Annotated in this window: 14 protein-coding genes; 7 read left to right on the forward strand and 7 right to left on the reverse strand. The window is 49.9% G+C overall.

Translation table 11 applies throughout. The features are described from left to right. On the forward strand, positions 1-207 hold a 207-nt coding region (locus ACZND6_RS09140), incomplete at its 5' end, for a hypothetical protein (RefSeq protein WP_489524592.1). A gap of 7 nt (positions 208-214) precedes the next feature. Here ACZND6_RS09140 and rluB read toward each other — a convergent pair. The 4 genes from rluB to hrpA form a co-directional block, all read right to left on the reverse strand. Beyond that, positions 215-1,282, reverse strand: coding sequence for a 23S rRNA pseudouridine(2605) synthase RluB (rluB, locus tag ACZND6_RS09145; protein WP_363324212.1), 1,068 nt, complete (start codon positions 1,280-1,282; stop codon positions 215-217). Positions 1,283-1,512: 230 nt separating this feature from the next. Further along, the gene (gene dnaQ / locus ACZND6_RS09150) at positions 1,513-2,295 is read right to left on the reverse strand and encodes a DNA polymerase III subunit epsilon (protein WP_008810941.1); all 783 of its coding nucleotides are present in this window, start codon (positions 2,293-2,295) and stop codon (positions 1,513-1,515) included. Between the two features lie 141 nt (positions 2,296-2,436). Then, positions 2,437-3,570 carry a D-alanyl-D-alanine carboxypeptidase family protein gene (locus ACZND6_RS09155; RefSeq protein WP_489524593.1) on the reverse strand — a complete coding sequence of 378 codons (1,134 nt, stop codon included), beginning with the start codon at positions 3,568-3,570 and terminating at the stop codon, positions 2,437-2,439. 164 nt (positions 3,571-3,734) lie between these two features. Next, on the reverse strand, positions 3,735-7,880 hold the full coding sequence (hrpA, locus tag ACZND6_RS09160; protein ID WP_489524594.1) for an ATP-dependent RNA helicase HrpA: 4,146 nt from the start codon (positions 7,878-7,880) through the stop codon (positions 3,735-3,737). A gap of 245 nt (positions 7,881-8,125) precedes the next feature. Between hrpA and argA the strand changes: the two genes are divergently transcribed. The 3 genes from argA to ACZND6_RS09175 all read left to right on the forward strand — a co-directional run bounded on the left by argA (position 8,126) and on the right by ACZND6_RS09175 (position 11,137). Next, positions 8,126-9,466 (forward strand): amino-acid N-acetyltransferase, encoded by a 1,341-nt coding sequence (gene argA / locus ACZND6_RS09165; RefSeq protein ID WP_046447747.1) that lies wholly within the window; start codon positions 8,126-8,128, stop codon positions 9,464-9,466. Between the two features lie 66 nt (positions 9,467-9,532). Continuing rightward, the gene (locus tag ACZND6_RS09170) at positions 9,533-9,814 is read left to right on the forward strand and encodes an oxidative damage protection protein (protein WP_008810937.1); all 282 of its coding nucleotides are present in this window, start codon (positions 9,533-9,535) and stop codon (positions 9,812-9,814) included. A 180-nt stretch (positions 9,815-9,994) separates the two neighbouring features. Next, positions 9,995-11,137 (forward strand): pyridoxal phosphate-dependent aminotransferase, encoded by a 1,143-nt coding sequence (locus ACZND6_RS09175; RefSeq protein WP_489524595.1) that lies wholly within the window; start codon positions 9,995-9,997, stop codon positions 11,135-11,137. An 84-nt stretch (positions 11,138-11,221) separates the two neighbouring features. On the opposite strand, the gene ACZND6_RS09180 is transcribed toward ACZND6_RS09175, so the two are convergent. Continuing rightward, the gene (locus ACZND6_RS09180; RefSeq protein WP_293738479.1) at positions 11,222-12,103 is read right to left on the reverse strand and encodes a LysR family transcriptional regulator; all 882 of its coding nucleotides are present in this window, start codon (positions 12,101-12,103) and stop codon (positions 11,222-11,224) included. Positions 12,104-12,203: 100 nt separating this feature from the next. Between ACZND6_RS09180 and ACZND6_RS09185 the strand changes: the two genes are divergently transcribed. Beyond that, positions 12,204-13,151: an MBL fold metallo-hydrolase gene (locus ACZND6_RS09185; protein WP_118631783.1), complete on the forward strand. Its 948-nt coding sequence runs from the start codon at positions 12,204-12,206 to the stop codon at positions 13,149-13,151. A 129-nt stretch (positions 13,152-13,280) separates the two neighbouring features. Here the strand turns inward: ACZND6_RS09185 and ACZND6_RS09190 are convergent, their stop codons facing one another. After that, positions 13,281-15,470 carry a TRAP transporter permease gene (locus tag ACZND6_RS09190; RefSeq protein ID WP_008863546.1) on the reverse strand — a complete coding sequence of 730 codons (2,190 nt, stop codon included), beginning with the start codon at positions 15,468-15,470 and terminating at the stop codon, positions 13,281-13,283. Between the two features lie 85 nt (positions 15,471-15,555). Further along, positions 15,556-16,533, reverse strand: coding sequence for a TAXI family TRAP transporter solute-binding subunit (locus tag ACZND6_RS09195; RefSeq protein ID WP_300875030.1), 978 nt, complete (start codon positions 16,531-16,533; stop codon positions 15,556-15,558). A 357-nt stretch (positions 16,534-16,890) separates the two neighbouring features. Between ACZND6_RS09195 and ACZND6_RS09200 the strand changes: the two genes are divergently transcribed. Continuing rightward, on the forward strand, positions 16,891-17,466 hold the full coding sequence (locus ACZND6_RS09200) for a flavin reductase (protein ID WP_300875027.1): 576 nt from the start codon (positions 16,891-16,893) through the stop codon (positions 17,464-17,466). A gap of 56 nt (positions 17,467-17,522) precedes the next feature. After that, the gene (locus ACZND6_RS09205) at positions 17,523-18,455 is read left to right on the forward strand and encodes a ketopantoate reductase family protein (RefSeq protein ID WP_300875024.1); all 933 of its coding nucleotides are present in this window, start codon (positions 17,523-17,525) and stop codon (positions 18,453-18,455) included. The last annotated feature ends 41 nt before the right edge of the window (positions 18,456-18,496 follow it).

Genomic DNA, 18,496 nt, shown 5'->3' on the forward strand with positions numbered 1-18,496 from the left:
ATTAGCAGGGGCTTGTTTATGACTTTTAACTTTCTGGGGCCTGGATTAACTGTAAATGTTGAGGCCAAAGTCAAAGAGCAAATTATTTTGGACAGCAGTGTTTCATTTCAGAAAGAAAAAACGGGTGAGGTTTGTTTCCCGCCCGTCGTTTCTCTGAAAAATTTTTCAGCTTTCTGCCGTCAAATTAGCTCTATCTCTTTGGTCTGACTAAAAATTATTTCGGGCCTCGGGTTCCGCGGCTGCGCATCGGACGACTAGACCGGATCGCCGAAGAAGTGTCTCGCTGACCAAACTTTCTGCCCGCTTTGGGAGCAGAGGCCGGGGCGCGGGAAGCTGCAGGACGCGGCGTTCTCTCAGGCGCACGAGGGGCCGGTGCCGTGGACATTCCTTTTTTATAACTGATGGAATCGAGCCACTTTTCCGTTTCTTCCGTGCTCATGCGGCGGGTCTTGCCTCTGGGCAAGTCAGACGGAAGTTCTAGGTTGCCGTATTTCACGCGGATCAGGCGCGAGACGGGTAAGCCGACGGCTTCAAACATGCGGCGAACTTCACGGTTGCGGCCTTCGCTCAGCGTGACGTTGTACCAGTGGTTGAAGCCTTTTCCCCCGCCCTCTTCCAGCGTCGTGAATTTAGCGATGCCGTCGTCGAGTTTGATGCCTTTGAGAAGTTTGTCTTTGGCTTCCGGACTCATCGTTCCCTGAACACGGACCGCATACTCGCGCTCAATCTCATGACGCGGATGCATCAGGAAATTGGCTAAATTTCCGCTATCGGTAAACAAAAGGAGGCCTTCGGTATTGAAGTCAAGCCGTCCGACAGCGATCCAGCGGGCACCGCCGATTCTCGGCAGATGATCAAAAACCGTGGGGCGGCCTTCGGGGTCATCTTTGGAGACGATCTCGCCGGCAGGCTTGTGATAAATCAGAACCTTAGGAACATCATTGTTTTCCAGCGCGGAACGGCGAACGATCCTGCCGTCAAAACGAATCACGTCAGAAGGTGTCACACGCTGGCCGACGTGAGCAGGTTCTCCGTTCACAGAGATGCGGCCTTCTGCGATTCTTTCTTCCATATCACGGCGTGAACCGATGCCGGCATCAGCCAGCACTTTATGCAGCTTTTCATTGGCAAACGGAGCCGTTAATAACTTAGCCACCTGCGGCTTTCTCGCAGGAGAGCGGGGAGCGGATTCCGCGCTTGCAGGAGTGCGTCGGGTATTGACAGACGCTGACGGTCTGAAAGGTGTTTTGCGCCCATTGCGCGAATTTCTTGTGACTGCCATAACTTACTCTTAGAGCCGAAGCCATTGCCTCGGTTTTTCATAGAATCTTTTAATTGCCCAGTTCGATCAAACATGAACCGGCGCTTGTTGGGGCTTTCGAAACTACATGTCGAAAGCCGGACGAAATTCTTTAGGAAGCATCAAAGATGCAGCCCTGCCGGAAGATTGTAAAGAGGCCGTCGCCCCTATAGCCTCCTAACCACCAAATTTGAGTTGCTCTGCTCGACTTGTCAAAGATTTTTCAGCAAATCCTGCAGCTTAGCTTCCTTTGCATCGAGCGCGTCCTGCTCTTCCTTGCGTTTGGCGTTAAAGGTTTCTTCATCCAAATCGTAAAGCGCGGGACCTTTGGCAGCTTTTCGCACCATTTCCAAGACACGTTCGTTTTCAGAGAGATCCTCTTCCGTGGCTCGAATAACCGGCAGCTCAACGTCGGAGATATCGTGAACATCGGCACTCACCGGCGCCGCATCAATCTCCAAGATGCCTTGCTGCTGTTTAAGAACGAGGTAAACCTGGCCTAAAAGCTCCGCGTCCAAAAGGGCGCCGTGGCCTTCTTTGACGCGTCGGGTCGTGTCGATTTCGAGACGCTTACACAATGCATCCAAGCTGTTGTGCATCTGAGGGAATGCGGCTTTGGCAAGCTCCATCGAGTCGATAATGTTGTCCTTGCCGCAAATCTCTTCCATCGAGGGTTTGCCGAGCTTTCTCAACTCCTCATTGAGGAAGCCGATGTCGAACTGAGCATTGTGAATGATGAGTCTGGCGCCCTGAACAAATTCAATGAACTTGTCGGCGATGTCCGCAAACTTCGGCTTACCGACCAAAAATTCATTGGTGATCTTGTGGACGCGGATAACCTCTGCCTCCATCTGGCGTTCCGGATCGATGTACTCATGAAAATTTTTATCGGTTAATCCGTGTTCTCCAAGTTCAACGCAGCCGATTTCAATGATTCGGTCGCCTTCCTTAGCGGCCATGCCGGTGGTTTCGGTATCCAGACAGATCTCTCTCACGTGCTTTCCTTCAAAATTGGTGTCTCGATTCTAATCAATTGAATGCGAAACAGAAAATTCAAAGTTTTCTAAAACCTAAAAATGACGCATTGAACTTTTAGTCCAATGCGTCACTTGTGATGATTTAGATCGATTCAGCGATCAATTCGAAGCTACAACGCTTTCACGGCTCAAATATGAACGAAGTTTTTCTGCGTCGTTGGCGCGAGCGTACTTATTCGGAGAGTCGAGGAAGATGAATGCAACATTCTTTCCGTCGACGTGCGCCTGCATGACCATGCAGTAGCCGGCCGCTGTCGTCAGACCAGTCTTCTGCAGCTCGATGTCCCAATCTTCGTCTTTAATCAGACGGTTCGTGGTGCTGCTGATGACTTCACGCTTGCCGATACGGAAGGAAGCTTCCGGCGTAGTCGAGAGTTCACGGATGAGTGCATATTCGCTCGCGCCTGTGATGAGGTAAGACAGATCCACCGCAGAAGAGCGATTGTCGTTATTCAAACCGATAGAGTCATAGAAGACGGAGTCTTTCATGCCGAGAAGCGCAGCTTTGATGTTCATTTCTTTAATGAACTGTGCTTTTCCGGTCGGATAGGTACGGGCGAGGAAATGAGCCGCACGGTTATCCGAACTCATTAAAGCCAGGTGCAAAGCCTGACGGCGGGAGATCTCCATGCCCATGCGAAGCTTGGAGTGAGCGCTCGAAGGAACGAAGTCTTCACGCGTAACAGTGAACTTGTCGTCTAAATTGACGCCGGATTCCACGATCACCAGCGCCGTCATCAGTTTTGTAATAGATGCGATCGGCAGGGGCTGATCGGCATTCTTTTCATACAAAACTTGGTTTGTGTCCATGTCGTAGGCGAGCACGGCCGCCGAGGAGAGTCCCAGCGGATCGCTGGAGCCCTTCAAGCCTATAAGCTGTGCGTAGGAAGGTCCGCGGCTGCGGTAAGTAGCCCAGTCAATCGCCTTTCTCGGACGATAGTTCTTAGAAGAGGCAAATTTGCGGCTGGAGGAACGAGCTGAGGCCCGTTTACGAACAACGCTTTTCACCGCGACCCGTTTGCCGGCAGCTTTTGCCTTAGGAGCCTTAGCCTTCTTCTTTGCCGAAGCAGCAACAACTTTCTTCTTCGCTGTCTTCTCGACAACGGTCTTTTTCACTGCTTTTTTCTTGACGACTTTAACAGCCGCCGGTTTCTTCTGAGCAGCCTCTACGGTAGGAGCGGCAATAAAACTAAACGATAAAAAAGCACAGAGAATCGCTGCCGATAAACGCATTTTTTCCATCCAGAGGAGAAGAGAAGAGGTCATTAATTGGTGAGTATTTGTTATTTTGCGCCAATTCGTTCGGCGAAACCATAAAAAATCGGCCTCGCCGTCCAAATTAAACACTTATATAAGGGAAATTACTAATCATTTTTCTAACTTCACTCAATATGTAGTTAGTACTCACGAAGAATCGCATCCCACATTTTATTCAGACGCTTGACGCTCACTGGCATCGGCGTTCTGAGTTCCTGCGCAAAAAGAGAAACCCTCAGCTCTTGAAGCATATTCCCGAATTCGACCAGTTTGGCATCGTAGACGCCTTTTCTGGCAGACAACTCCCTCTTGTAATTAACCGTAAGCTGACGAATCTCGGCCACACGTTCGGCATCTCTGCCTGGATCGTTTTTCAGACGATCGATACGAACTTGAATGGCCTTCATGTAACGCGGATAGTGACGCAGCTGGCTGAACGGGATCGTGAGCAGGAAATGCGGGGGGAACAAGTCGGAGAGCTGAGCCGTAATGTCCTCGCTGACTTCCTTATAGCTCTTGATCGAATTGAGCTTCTGTTGAGCTAAAGCCGCTTCAGAAACAATCGAACTCAAGAGGCGCGCCAGCTCCAGCGTCAGCAATCCGAGCTTTTCTTTCACGTTCGCAATCGTTTCCCTGAACTGCTCTTCATTAACCGGGAGTTCTCCGGTAAAGGCAGCCGTTTCGATCGAGGCATCTATGACGTCTTGCTTGAGTTCCTCAAAGGACGGGAAAGCCTTTCTCAAAGAAACAATGGATGCGCCTTGGATCTGCGTCGTCTGCATCGACTTCAAATTCTTATCCAGATACTTAATCTGTTCCTTCAGTCCCAAACGGATCAAGCGAATCAAACCCCGTCGATGAATACGGGCTGCTTGGTCCGGATCATCAAAAACTTCCAAAGAGCAATATTCACCCTTATCCACTAATGCCGGGTGGCCGATGAGCGAAATGCCCTTCTTCTTAATCTCCATGACATCGGGCAATTCACCGAAGTTCCATTCCGTTATCTCGTCCTGGAGGTCTTCCGCAACTTTGCTGTCCTGGGACGCGATGTTCTGGAACGTCTTGCGGGCTTCAGTGCTCAATTCGCTTCTCAACTGAGGAATACTGCGGGACATGGCAAGCTGTCTGCCGTGTTCGTCAACTACCTTGTAATTCATGCTGAGATGCGGCGGAAGCATCTCAAACTTGAAGTCCGATTTCTGGATATCAATACGGAACTGCCCTCGTGCCTCTTTAATCAAGAGTTCGATGAGATCTCCGTCGGGAACTTCATGACGCTGGGCAAAAGATTTTGCCCAATCGGGCAGCGGCACAAAATGACGGCGCAGACGCTGAGGAAGACTCTTGAGCAGCATCTGAACTTTTTCTTTGACCATGCCGGGCACGAGCCACTCCAAGCGGACCGGATCCAGCTGGTTCAGGGCATAAAGCGGTACGGTCATCGTGACGCCGTCACGCGGAGAACCCGGATCAAAGTTGTAATTCAGCGCCATCGGGATGCCGGCGATCTCAAGCTTCTTCGGGAAGTATTCGATCGTGATGCCGGCTGCGTCATGACGCATCAAGTCGGACTTCTGAAGGAACAAAAGTTTCGGATTCTCCGCTTCCGCCTTTTCTCGCCACTTATCAAAGGTCTGCTGATTGACAACGCCCTGACTGATTTTCTTGTCATAAAACTCGTAAATCATGCTGTCGTCCACCAGCACATCCGGACGACGAGACTTGTGTTCCATCTCGCGGATGTTTTTGATCATGGCGACGTTGTGCTGCCAGAACGGGGCCTGGCTTTCGAGTTCTTCTTCTACCAGAGCTCGGCGAATAAAGATCTCTCTAGAGGTTTTCGGATCCTTGCGGGAGAAATCCACCTTTCGTTCCGTGTACACTGGCAGACCGTACAGGGTGCCCTTTTCTAAGGCGATGACGTTGCCGGCCTTTTTCTCCCAATGAGGATCGCTCCAAGACTTTTTAATCAAGTGCGAGCCGACCTTCTCAATCCACTCAGGCTCGAGATTCGCAAGCGTTCTGGCAAATAGGCGGGTTGTTTCCACGATCTCGGAAGCCATAATCCATTTGCCGCCCTTCTTCGCCAGAGAAGAACCGGGCCACGGCCAAAACTTAATGCCTCTGGCACCTGTGTACGGCGGTGTTTTGTAATCGGCCTGGACGTCTTTCATGCCGATATTGCCCAAGAGACCCGACAGCAGCGCTTTGTGCAGCTGTTCATAGGTCGCCGGCGCCGTGTTTAGACGCCAGCCCATTTCCTGCGTAAGCTCTTTGAGCTGACGGTAAACATCTCGCCACTCGCGAAGCCTTTTCACGGATAGATAGTTTTGACGGAACTTCTGCTCGAGCAGTCGATTGCTTTCTTTATTGGCAATCGCATCCTGCGTCCAATTCCAAAGCTTAATCAGGGAAAGAAAGTCGCTCTTCTCGTCGGCAAACTTCTTGTGCGCGGCGGCCGCCTTATCTTGAGCATCCAAAGGGCGCTCGCGAGGATCCTGAATACTGATTGCCGAAGCAATAATCAGTACTTCGGCCAAAGCCTGGTTTTCTGCAGCGGCCTGCAGCATGCGGGCAAGACGAGCGTCTAACGGAAGCCTTGCAAGTTCTTTTCCGACAGGAGTTAATTCGCCTCCGCGTTCTTTTACCGCATTCAATTCGATCAATAGGTCATAGCCGTCGGTAATCGCACGCTGAAGCGGGGCTTGAACAAACGGGAACTCGCGAACATCAGTCAGATGCAGCGACTTCATACGGAGAATCACGGTCGCCAACGAGCTTCTCAGAATTTCCGGATCGGTAAATTCGGGGCGCTTTTCGAAATCTTTCTCATCGTAGAGTCGGATACAAATACCGTTGGCCACACGACCGCATCGGCCGGCACGCTGCTTAGCTGCCGCTTGGCTGATCGGCTCGATCTGCAGCTGTTCCACTTTATTGCGGTAAGAGTAACGCTTCACACGGGCCAACCCGGTATCAACCACATATCGGATGCCGGGAACCGTCAAAGAGGTTTCGGCAATATTGGTGGCAAGCACAATACGGCGACGACCGTCGGTTTTAAAGATACGGTCCTGCTCTTCAATACTTAAGCGGGAAAAGAGCGGAAGGATTTCAACGCCCTTTCTTGCAGCCGGAGACAAGGCTTCGGCTGCTTCTCTAATTTCACGTTCGCCGGGCAGAAAGACCAGAATATCGCCGCTGCCGGCGCCCATAAGTTCATCACATGCGTCGGCAATGGCCTGCATCAGGGTGCGGTCGTCATTTTCTTCTTCGTCTTGGACCGGACGATAGCGAATCTGAACCGGGTAGAGACGACCGGAAACATTGATGATCGGCACGGGCTTCTTGTTGACGCTCTCAAAGTGCTTGGCAAATCGCTCCGAGTCAATCGTCGCAGACGTAATAATGAGCTTAAGGTCGGGACGCTTCGGCAGGATTTCTCGGAGGTAGCCCAAGAGGAAGTCGATGTTCAAACTGCGCTCATGCGCTTCGTCAATGATGATCGTATCGTAGGCTTTGAGCAGTCTGTCCCGCTGAGTCTCAGCAAGCAGGATGCCGTCCGTCATGAGCTTAATCGTCGCACCGGGCTCTAATTCGTCTTTAAATCGAATCTTGTAGCCGGCGACTTGGCCGACTTCGGCGTCCATTTCTTCGGAAATACGCTTAGCAATAGAAGTCGCGGCAATGCGTCGAGGCTGCGTGTGACCGATCAGACCTTTTTGTCCTCTTCCGACCATCATGGCGATCTTCGGAAGCTGAGTGGTTTTACCGGAACCCGTCTCACCGGAGACGATCACGACTTGGTTGTTTTTAATGGCTTCAGCGATTTCGTCTGCGCGTTCGCTGACAGGAAGGCTTTCCTGGAGTTCGAGTTTCGGGGGAACGTTGCGGAGCACTTCGTTTCCTACCTTCACGAGGGCCCTGGACGGCTTCTTCTCGGAGGCAGCAGGTTTCTTGGACCCGTTTATGTCTTTCTGTTCCTGCGGTGCATTGATCTGATTGCGCAGTACTCTCAAATCCGAAAACCCTTTTAAAGAAGTTCCTTTGCCTTTAGGTGCCGGACGTTTGGAAGGCTCTGCCGGATTCTTCTTTTGTGCCGGAGCCTTCACTTCTGCAGATTTAGATGCAGCTGATGCTCCAGAAGAGGCTGCCGGAGTTTTCTTCTTTAATGTTAATTTGGTGCGCGGAGGTTCTTGTTTTTGAGAAACCGCCTGCGGCTTCTTCTCTGCTTTTCGTGCTTCGAGTAACTTTGCTTTTAAATCTCTTAAATCGCCTGCCATAGTTCCAGGTTCTTATATCTCTCATTCTAAAGTTCACTAAGGATAGAACTTTTTAGGCTTTTTCTGCTCTAAATTTTCGAAGCTATTTGTTTCTAAACAAAAAAATGCTTCTGCCAACTGTCCCAAATTGAACAAATTTCTTCGAAACCATCGAGACAATGCTCGTTTTCTCCGAGAAAATTACGGTCTCTCAAATATTAAAATTTCAGCAACAACTAATTGAAGCCTTTCTTAATTCAACGGACATGTCAGAAGAAAATAAAGAATCCCCGATTGTTCCGGTTTCAATGGACTCCTGGGTCGAATGGTTCAGAAGCGTCGCACCGCATATTCATTCCATTCGCGGCAAAACGATCGTCATCGATCTCGCCGGAGAAACCATCCTTCAAGAACATTTTTCCAGCTTGATTGCTGACATCAGCATGATCTCAGCCATAGGTGCACGAATCGTCCTAGTTTACGGCGTACGTCCCCAGGTCGAAGAGCTAATGTCATTGAAGGCCATCGAGTCCCAATACGTCAACGGCATTCGGGTGACGACCGCCGATGCGCTTGTGTGCGTCAAAGAAGCCGCCGGCGAAGCGCGCCTGGATATTGAAGCAGCTTTCTCTCAGGGATTACCGAACACGCCGATGGCTCACAGCCAATGTCGCGTCGTCAGCGGCAACTTCGTGATTGCCCGTCCTTTAGGCATCATCGACGGCGTGGACTTTAAGTTCACCGGCGTCGTTCGCAAAGTTGACAGCGAAGCGATTCATCGAGAACTCGACGGGGGGCGGATCGTTTTAATTTCGCCGCTCGGTTTCTCTCCCACGGGCGAAGCCTTTAATCTGACGAGCGAAGATTTAGCGGCTTCCATTGCCGGTGCGCTAAAAGCCGACAAGCTTATTCTGCTCACCAACGTGGATGGTGTCAGACGCTTTGATGAAGTGGTCACGGAACTTACCGCGGAAGATGCTCGAGAGTTCATTAACGACAAGCTCGTCGATGAAGAAGATATCTACAACCTGACGTTTGCCCTGAAAGCGCTTGAACACGGCGTTGAACGCGTTCACATCGTGCCCTACGCAATGGACGGAGGACTTTTGGCTGAGCTCTTTACGCATGACGGCGTGGGAACCATGATGACCATGGAAAATCTGGAGTCCCTGCGTCAGGCAACCTCTGACGACGTCTCCGGTCTGATCAAACTGCTGGAGCCGCTTGAGGCGGACGGAACGTTGGTCAAACGCCCACGCGAAAAACTTGAACGCGACATCTCTCACTTCACGGTTCTTGAACACGACGGTGTGATCTACGGGAGTGCCGCGCTTTATCAGTTCCCGGAGGAAAAACTCGGGGAAATGGCTGCGCTGACGGTCGATGCGGCTTATCAGGGCTTCGGAGACGGGGAGCGTTTGCTTCGCCACATTGAAAACCAGGCTCGCAAGGCCGGATTGAACCGCCTGTTTGTTCTGACCACAAGAACTATGCACTGGTTCTTGAAACGCGGTTTCCGTCCTGCCGGCGTAGACGATTTACCGATTGAAAAGCGGCGTTTGTATAACTGGCAGCGTCGTTCACAAATCTTCATAAAAGATCTTTAGGTCAGCGGCGTCCAATGCTTGTAGACTTGAAAAACAATTTTCAGATAAATGATTAGGAGTACACCAATGGCACACATGGTTAACTGCATAAAACTCGGCCGCGAAGCCGAAGGCCTGGACTACCCGCCTCTTCCCGGCGCTCTGGGCATGAAGATTTACAACAATGTTTCCAAAGAAGCTTGGGAACAGTGGAAGCATCTTCAGACCATGATCGTTAACGAAAACCGTCTTTCCATGGCAGATCCGAGAGCTCGCAAATGGCTGATGGACCAGATCGAAGCTCACTTCTTCGGCGAAGGCGTGGCCCATCCCGAAGGCTATGTCGCGCCGGAAAACAAGACCGAATAACGGTTTTTGATCTCTTCTAGAAAGCTCGAAAGTACAAATTTCGGGCTTTTTTCTTTTCCCTAGCTAAAAATCCGCAAAAGATATTCCAATCATGAGAATTTCCTAGTAAATTTTCCTTGTACCGCCGATTAATTGACAATAATTGTCAGTAACTATTAATAACCTCATAGGAGATTTTTCATGACCCTGAATCGCAGACAACTCTTCCGTCTGGTCGGCGCCGGAGCTGCTCTCTCTTCCCTCGGAACAACTGCCGCTGTCGCTGCTCAGCCGAAGTTTGTCAAACCGACTGCCGAAAAACCCATGCTCTTGTGCTTTAACGAAAATCCGTTGGGCATGAGCGAAAAGGCTAAAGAAGCTGTCGCTAAAGCCGCCATGTACGGCTCTCGTTATCCCTTCGCGCAGGTCATCGCATTCAAAAAGGATTTGGCTAAATTCATGAATGTCAGACCGGATGAAGTACTTCTGACGCACGGTTCTGCAGAAGCCATTCGTGCCACTATTGAAGCTGAAGCCACCAAGAACACGGTTTTGGTTCAGCCTGAACTGACTTACGGCGACGGTGCTGATGTTGCTAAGCGCAACAACATTCCGGTTAAGAACGTCAAGATGGGCCCGAACTGGGGCATTGATCTCGCCGCTCTGCGCAAAGTTGCAACCGCTGAAGCAAAGAAACACCGCGTTCTGGTTTACCTCGTCAACCCGAACAACCCGACTTCCACGATTGCCGACAGCAACGAAATCTTCAACTGGATTAAATCTCAGCCGAAGAACACCTTCTTCATCCTCGACGAAGCCTATGCCGAGTTCGTCAACGATCCTTCCTTCAAGTCCTGCAACGAACTCGTTCGTCAGGGCTTTGACAACTTGGTCGTCCTGAAGACCTTCTCCAAGATCTTCGCTATGGCCGGTATGCGTTTGGGCTACGCCGTCGGCGCCGTGAACGTCATCAACAAGATTCGTGACCATGTCGCCTACGAAGTCATGATGAACCAGACAACGCTGGCTGCCGCTCTAAGCGAACTCAATGACAAGGAATTCTTAAAAGAATCCAAAGAAAGCAATGACGAAGCCCGTGAGATCCTCTACAAGGCTCTGAAGGAACTCAACATTCCTTATCTGCCGAGCCAGACGAACTTCGTTTTCATTGATCTGAAAGCTCCGCTGAAACCCTTCGCAGACAGAATGAAAACCGAACACATTCTCGTCGGCCGTCCCTTCCCGCCTGCCGTTCAGTGGTGCCGTATTTCTCTGGGCACACCCGCTGAAATGCACTATTTCGTTGAAAAACTCAAAGAATTCCGCCAGAAAGGCTGGGTTTAATCGTCTGACTTAGCGGCTTAATTCAAATCCCGGGCTTCGCAGGAAGCTCGGGATTTTTGTGGCGGTTGCAAGACTGCAGTCCCGTCATTGCTCTCTATTGAACTCTTGTTTGGCAAGGTCAATAAAATTTCTTGCTGCTGAAGAAATCTTCCTAGACGAAGTGATGGCGCAGACTTCCACTGGAACGCCGGTCCAATTAGGAAGTAATCGAGTCAAGGACTTTTCACTCTCTCCTAAAGGTATCGGTAAAAGTGCCGCGCCCAGACCCTCCTTTGCTGCGATTAAAGCCGCCTGCGTCGTGTCAGTTTTGAAAGACCACTTCTTTACCGACACCCTGTATTTTTGTCCCTCCGAACCGGTTAGATTCCAAGACGAAGCATTCCCTTCTTGAAGAATTAATTCGGCACTGCTCAATTGCTCGGGCGAAGTTAAAGAAGAGAGTGCCGTCATGACATTCAAATTTGCATAGATTCCGCTGCTGAACACTCCTATCTTGTGTCGCACTCCTGAAAGAGGCATCTCCGTAACCAGGACAAATGCAATATCTGCACCACCTTTGAAGATTTCCTGCGGATCGTTGGTCGTATTCAAAACAATACGAACATCCGGATATTTCTTAAGAAACACCGTTATCGGTTTCATCAAAAACGTTGAGCCGAACTTGACCGGTGCACTGATCCGGATTGTCCCTTTCGGTTCTTCATTAGATAACTCCTTGATGTTCTGAAGCGTTTCAGTAATAAAACCAAGGTTCGGATCAAGCTGTTCAAATAAGGCCTGACCGGCAGATGAAAGAGTCACACGTCGTGTGGTTCGGCTAAATAAAGAGACGCCTAATTCCTTCTCTAAATTCTGAATCAGATGGGTAACGCGTGAAGCTGTTAGGTTTGCCGCTCTTGAAGCCGCTGTAAAGCTCCCCAGCTTCGCGACCAACATGAAAACTTCCAGGGCTTGAAGACGATCCATAATTATTTCGAAAATCGAAAAAATAGATTGCTTTTTATTCTATTTATCCGAAATAAAAAATTCAATAACATACCTCCATTCACTCGTATGGAGATTTGTTATGAATCAAATGAAACGCAGAAATTTTTTGAGAGTCGGTTTAGGTTCGGCCGCTGTTCTTGTTGCGCCAAAAACTTTTGCCGCTGAAAAAGCACTGGATCTTTCTTCTAAACAAGTTGCGGCATTATTCAGCGAATTTGCACAAACGAAAAAAATGTCGCCTGAGCTCAAAGCTTGGTTGGATGATCCGGTCATCCAAAAGATCCCTCCTTACAAAGTCTTTGACAATGTGTGGTACGTTGGACTGCGCTGGGTAGCTGCCTACCTGATCAAAACAAATGACGGATACATCCTCATTGATACGCTGCATCCTCCTTTCGTCGGACATCTCATCGACAATCTTGCCTTACTCAATGTTGATCCTTCCGAAATCAAATACGTGCTTATGACACACGGACACTTTGATCATGTCGGCGGCGCAACCACCTTGAAGCCTTTATTCAAGAACGCAAAATTTGCCATGGGCGAAAAAGGCTGGGAAGAATCTTTCGAGCACCTCGGCAAAGGAGCGGGTCCGAAAACCATGATTCCGAAAGAAATGGTTCTCAAAGACGGTGAGACCGTCACGCTCGGGAACACAACTGTGCGCGCCATTGCCACTCCGGGACATACCGAAGGAACCTTCTCCTATGTTTACCCGGTTTATGCAGACGGTAAAAAATACACGGCTGTCACGATCGGCGGAGTCGGTTTGAACGCGATCAAAGATAAATCACAGTTGGAAGAATATATCCGGTCTCTCGATAAATTGTCGAACAATAAGCTTGATATTTCCGTAAATCTAACTGCCCACCCCTTCAGCACCGGTCAGACAGAACTCATCGAGAAAATCAAAAATAGAAAACTGGGCGAACCTCATCTTTTGGTTTCAAGGTCGGCTTTTCTTCAATATGTTGATGGCCTCAAAGCCGGTGCGGAAAAAATGTTGAACAGCGGAAAATTTAACTAATCCGTGAAGAGTCATTAGGCTTGTCTTCGTCCAACGGAGACAAGCACAAAAAAGCAAAAAAAAAACCGCGGTGAAGGGGTTCCGCGGCCAAATATTCGACGGACAAGGTCGAATGAACACTAGGAAATTCTATGAAACTGCTAACTCCTCATCAGATTCTGCAACTGCAGCCTGATTCTTTTTCTTAGCACCGTAGCGCACTTTCTGAGAGAGGAAGGCAATACCGAAGAGCGCAATACCGACAAGGTAGCCCCACCAGCGCTGTTCATACGGAAGGACGTAGCCGGAAATCAGAGCCGGGAACATCAGAACAACGGTAGCGGCAACAAGAATGAGTCTTTCAAGGATGTTGACTTTATCGATCAGCCAGCCCTGGATGGCGGAGGAAACCGCAACCATACCCAAACCTGTCATCGCAAAAATCATCAGACTTACCGGCAGGGATTCAATACCGATCAGAAGAATGTCGGAGTTGAACAGGAAGAAGACCGGGATGATGGCTGTACGAATATCGTAGAGGAAGCCCTGAACACCGACGGAGATCGGGTTCGCTTTTGCAATTGCGGCACCCGCGTAGGCGGCCAGACCGACAGGAGGTGTGTCGTCGGCCAGGATGCCGAAGTACAGGCAGAACAGATGGGCGGCAATCAGCGGAATCGCAATTTCTTGACCATGCAGTGTCAGACCAGTAGCTAACGTAACGATCACCGGAGCTGTTAGAGAAGCCATGATGATGTAGTTAGCTGTTGTCGGAAGACCCATACCCAGAAGCAGGCTGGCGACGGCGGTAATGAGGATCATCAGGAAGATGTTGCCCATTGAAAGCGCTTCGACAAAGGAAGTGATCTGCTGACCTAAACCAAGGGAGACGCAGCCGACGATGATGCCTGCGGAAGCGGTTGCCAGAGCGACACCGGCCATATTATTTGCACCTGCGGCCATGGAGTTCAGTGTGTTCTTAATTCCGAACTTGAAGGCTGCCCAAAGGTCGGCGTCATGAACTTTAGCAATGGCTACCGGCTGCAGGACCATGATGATAGCGAGCACGATAATGGCGCGGAAGACAGAGAGTTCGGCTGAGTGCATTTCCACCACCAGTTCCCAAATCAGAACGGCAAGCGGAATTAAATAATGAAGACCGTTTTTGAGTTCGACGAAGAACTTCGGCAGTTCTTTCTTAGGAAGTCCCCTCAGCCCCAGCTTACAGGCTTCGATGTGAGTAATCCACAGCAGAGCAATGTAGGAAGCGAAGGCGGGAATGGCAGCAGCCTTTGCCACTTCAACATAAGGGACGTTGACATATTCGGCAATGATGAAGGCGGCAGCACCCATAACCGGAGGAGCTAACTGGCCGTTCACGGAAGAAGCAACTTCAATCGCAGCGGCTTTCGTGGCCGGATAACCGAGACGCTTCATCAGAGGAATCGTGAATGTACCGGTGGTCACGACGTTGGCAATTGAAGAGCCGGAAACCATACCGGAAAGCGCGGAGCTCACAACGGCTGCTTTAGCTGCACCGCCGCGATACTGGCCGAGACCGGAAATCGCCAAACGTGTGAAGAAAGCACCGCCCCCTGCTCTATCGAGCATCGTACCGAACATCACAAAGAGGAACACAACCGTCGCGGACACATGCAGCGGAACACCGTAAATGCCCTGTGTATCCATCGTGATCTGGGAAATGAAGCGGGAAAGTGTTGCACCTTTAAAGGCCACTACGTCCGGCAGGTACGGGCCTAAAAAGACGTAGGCGATGAAAGCACCGCAGATGATGGGAAGTGCAGGTCCCAGAACACGGCGAGTCGCTTCCAGCATCAGAACAATCAAAATCACGCCGAAGATCAAGTCGCGACCGATCGGCATGCCGGGACGCTCGGAAATACCGGCGTAATCAATCACGATATATAAGGCTCCGATAACGCCGACGATACCGATCATCCAGTCAACAATCGTCACGCGTTTCATTGCCAGCAGAATTCTGAGGTCCCAGCGGGACTTAAGCTCTGACTTAAGGGTGGGAAGATTGAGATAAATCAGTGCAAGGGCAAAAGCCAAGTGGAAGGCTTTGACATATAAAGAGTCCAACAGCAACCAGGACGCGGTGGACATTTGGAAAAAGGCCCATGCCAGTGCAACAATGTACGTCAGTTTGGCTGAGAGGCCGGTCTTATCTTCTTTAAGACCTTTATCTCCGAGCTGCTGAACCTGTTTTTTGTATTCGCCGATTACGTCTTCGGAGGCATTCTTCTTGGGCTGAGGAATATAGCCCGGGATGCCTGCCTGTGGCAGCAGCATTTCTGTGTTCGATTTGTCCGTCATGTTGACTCCTTTTACTTCTTAACGAGCCTCTAACGAGGTTCGCAAAGACCCGGAGTCCCGAGTCTTTGCGTCATTTAAAGCTGAATTACTTCACGAGACCTGCTTCTTTGTAGTACTTGAGAGCACCCGGATGGATCGGGGCGGTCAGACCCTGAAGCATGCTTTCCGGCGTCAGGTTGGCAAGAGCAGGATGCAATTTGCGGAACTGATCGAGGTTGGTCATCACTTCTTTGGTGACGGCATAAACGACATCATCCGGTGTATCGGCAGAGGTCACTAAGGTGGCGAGCATACCGACAGTCTTTACTTTGTCCTTAGCGTTGACAGCGTCGGGATACTGATCCATCGGGATTTCGGTCATGCTGTAGTAGGGAGCTTCTTTCAGCAGAGAAGCAACTTCAGCTTCGGAAATCGGAACGATGCGGACTTTGCGTTTGCCGGCAGTTGCTTCTTTAATGTTGCCGTTCGGATGACCGACGGTGTAGAAGAAGCCGTCAATACGTCCGTCCTGCAGAATTCTGGGAGCGTCGGCGGGTTTCAGTTTTTCGTCACGGAAATCTTTCCCCGGAACGATTCCGACGGCGTTGAAGATGTCGGTAGAGTTAATGCGGTTGCCGGAGCCCGGGTCACCAAGGTTAATGGTCTTGCCTTTCACGTCTTTCACGGACTTGATGTTGGCGTCATCGGCAGCAACGAAAGTCACAGCTTCCGGAGCCAGAGCGAAAACAGCGCGGAGTTTTTTAACGGGTTTGCCTTCCCAAGCACCTTTGCCGTTATATGCCATGTACTGTGTATCAGCCTGAGCGATGCCGAAGTCCAGATCTTTAGAGTCGATGGCGTTAATGTTGAATTTAGAGCCGCCGGTCGATTCTACGGAAGCACGAACGCCGTACTGATCTTTTTTAGCATTCACGATCTTGGCAATCGCACCGCCTGTCGGATAGTAAACACCGGTGATGCCGCCGGTGCCGATCGTGACGAATTCTGTTTTAGCAAAAGCAGCGGCGCCTGCCATAGCGAAAGAAGCTGCAACTGCAAAGGGGATGAGTTTTTTTACGAACATGAAAGTCTCCGTTTGAGATTTATTTGTGTAACCAGTGCGTTTGCTGCTCAGCTTTTGGCTTTCATCGCAGCGGACAAGGTCTCGATTTTTTTACTCGCAAACCCCGGAAAAGCGCTTCGCTTTTCCTGTCACTTTCATGTATGCAAAACGCGTGCCAACTTTTTTCAAACAAAACAGCCCAGGAGCCATAGAAATTGAACCAAAACAGCGCATCGGGAATGGACAAAAGTTTTTGATTTGCACTCTCTTGGTGCGTTTGCACCAAATTAGGATTTTTTCGACAGGATGCCCTCTTTTGTGCAAAGAATTTTCAGTTCGCGAACTTAGAATAGGTGCATTGTTTTTAAGGAGCTTTGAATGAGTCAAAAAGAATTTGTTAAGCCCGTCGGTTTAGAAACCCCTTATCGCCTCTTTAATTTAGGCGGAACTGCCTTTGTAGAAAGCAAGCAACGTGACGATCTGGACATCATGCCCGCTTCTTGGAACTGCCCGTTGGATTACGACAAGATGACAGTTGTCATCGATTCGACTCACTATTCCCGCAAGCTCATTGAAGCAAGCGAATACATCCTGCTTGCCGTTCCAGGAATGGGAATTCAGAAAGAAATCCTTTATTTAGGTTCCGTGAGCAAGAATGAGAATCCCAATAAGATTGCCGACAGCGGCCTGAAATTCTTTACGCTTCCTGACTGCGACTTCCCGCTGCCTGAAGGCTGCTCTGCCTGGGCCGTTATCAAACTGATCCGTGAACCGCACAACGAAAAGACTTATGACCTCTTCATGGGCCAAATTGTTAAAGCTTGGGCTGACTCCCGTGTCTTCTCCAACAACCATTGGCACTTAGAGGAAGGTCCGGATGAACTGCGCTCTATGCACTATGTCGCCGGCGGTCACTTCTATGCGATCGGCAAACGCGTCGACGTCACGCTCTAATTTTTCTAATTACTAAGTTGCTTAGAATAGGTCCGAACCAACCCGGACCTATTTTTATGCCAGAAACCACAAAAATCCAATCTGTTGCCATCCTTGGCCGCGGAGCCTTGGGCGTGATGTACGGAGACTTTCTCACTCCGCGTATGCCTGAGGGCTCGGTTTATTTTCTAGCGGACGATAAACGCTGTACACGCTATCGTGAGCAGTCCCTCACAGCCAACGGCCGCCCCTGTTCCCTCCTTTTTGAGAGCCCCGAAGAGGTGAACAAAGTACCTGACTTGCTGATCGTTGCTTTAAAAGGGCCCGCTCTGAAAAGTGCTTTGCAAGGCATCAAAGGTTTGATCTCTGAAAATACGATTGTCATCTCGGTGATGAACGGAATTTCCAGCGAAGACATTATCGAGGAAGAACTCGGAACGCACAGGATCGTCCACTGTGTTGCTCAGCGGATGGATGCCCTTTTTCAGAACGGCATGCTGACTTATAAGAATTTCGGAGAACTCGTGATCGGCCTTAGTCCCGAGCATAAAGACATACCTGAAGTTCTAGATGCGGTTGTCGATTTCTTTAACCGAACCGAAATGCCCTATGTCGTAGACGAAAACATCCTTCACCGTATGTGGTGCAAATGGATGCTCAATGTCGGCGTCAATCAGACATTGGCTGTTTATAACGATGTTTTTCGTCGTGTGCACCAAGAAGGCGAAGCCAGAGAAACTCTAAAAGCCGCGATGCGTGAAGTGCTTGCCCTTTCTCAAAAAGAGGGGACCGGACTCACGGAACAGGATTTTCGAGATTATCTACAGATCATTGACGAATTAAATCCTGACGGCATGCCCTCTATGCGTCAGGACAGACTGGCAAAACGCCCGACCGAGGTCGATTTCTTTGCAGGAACGGTCATCCAAAAAGCAGAGAAACATGCTTTACCGGTACCTGTGAACCGCAAACTTTACGATGAGATAAAAAGTTTTGAGGCTCGGTACTAAATTAACTCACTTTGGTGGAGTTTCGTGAAGCCGTATGTTGA

The sequence above is a fragment of the Parasutterella sp. genome (genome assembly GCF_057870745.1).

Bases quoted from the DNA above. Each gene is read 5' to 3' on its own strand.
- ACZND6_RS09195 (WP_300875030.1), bottom strand. From the start codon at position 16,533: ATGTTCGTAAAAAAACTCATCCCCTTTGCAGTTGCAGCTTCTTTCGCT.
- rluB (WP_363324212.1), bottom strand. From the start codon at position 1,282: ATGGCAGTCACAAGAAATTCGCGCAATGGGCGCAAAACACCTTTCAGA.
- ACZND6_RS09155 (WP_489524593.1), bottom strand. From the start codon at position 3,570: ATGCGTTTATCGGCAGCGATTCTCTGTGCTTTTTTATCGTTTAGTTTT.
- ACZND6_RS09170 (WP_008810937.1), top strand. From the start codon at position 9,533: ATGGCACACATGGTTAACTGCATAAAACTCGGCCGCGAAGCCGAAGGC.
- ACZND6_RS09180 (WP_293738479.1), bottom strand. From the start codon at position 12,103: ATGGATCGTCTTCAAGCCCTGGAAGTTTTCATGTTGGTCGCGAAGCTG.
- ACZND6_RS09200 (WP_300875027.1), top strand. From the start codon at position 16,891: ATGAGTCAAAAAGAATTTGTTAAGCCCGTCGGTTTAGAAACCCCTTAT.
- argA (WP_046447747.1), top strand. From the start codon at position 8,126: ATGTCAGAAGAAAATAAAGAATCCCCGATTGTTCCGGTTTCAATGGAC.
- ACZND6_RS09205 (WP_300875024.1), top strand. From the start codon at position 17,523: ATGCCAGAAACCACAAAAATCCAATCTGTTGCCATCCTTGGCCGCGGA.
- ACZND6_RS09175 (WP_489524595.1), top strand. From the start codon at position 9,995: ATGACCCTGAATCGCAGACAACTCTTCCGTCTGGTCGGCGCCGGAGCT.
- hrpA (WP_489524594.1), bottom strand. From the start codon at position 7,880: ATGGCAGGCGATTTAAGAGATTTAAAAGCAAAGTTACTCGAAGCACGA.
- ACZND6_RS09190 (WP_008863546.1), bottom strand. From the start codon at position 15,470: ATGACGGACAAATCGAACACAGAAATGCTGCTGCCACAGGCAGGCATC.
- ACZND6_RS09185 (WP_118631783.1), top strand. From the start codon at position 12,204: ATGAATCAAATGAAACGCAGAAATTTTTTGAGAGTCGGTTTAGGTTCG.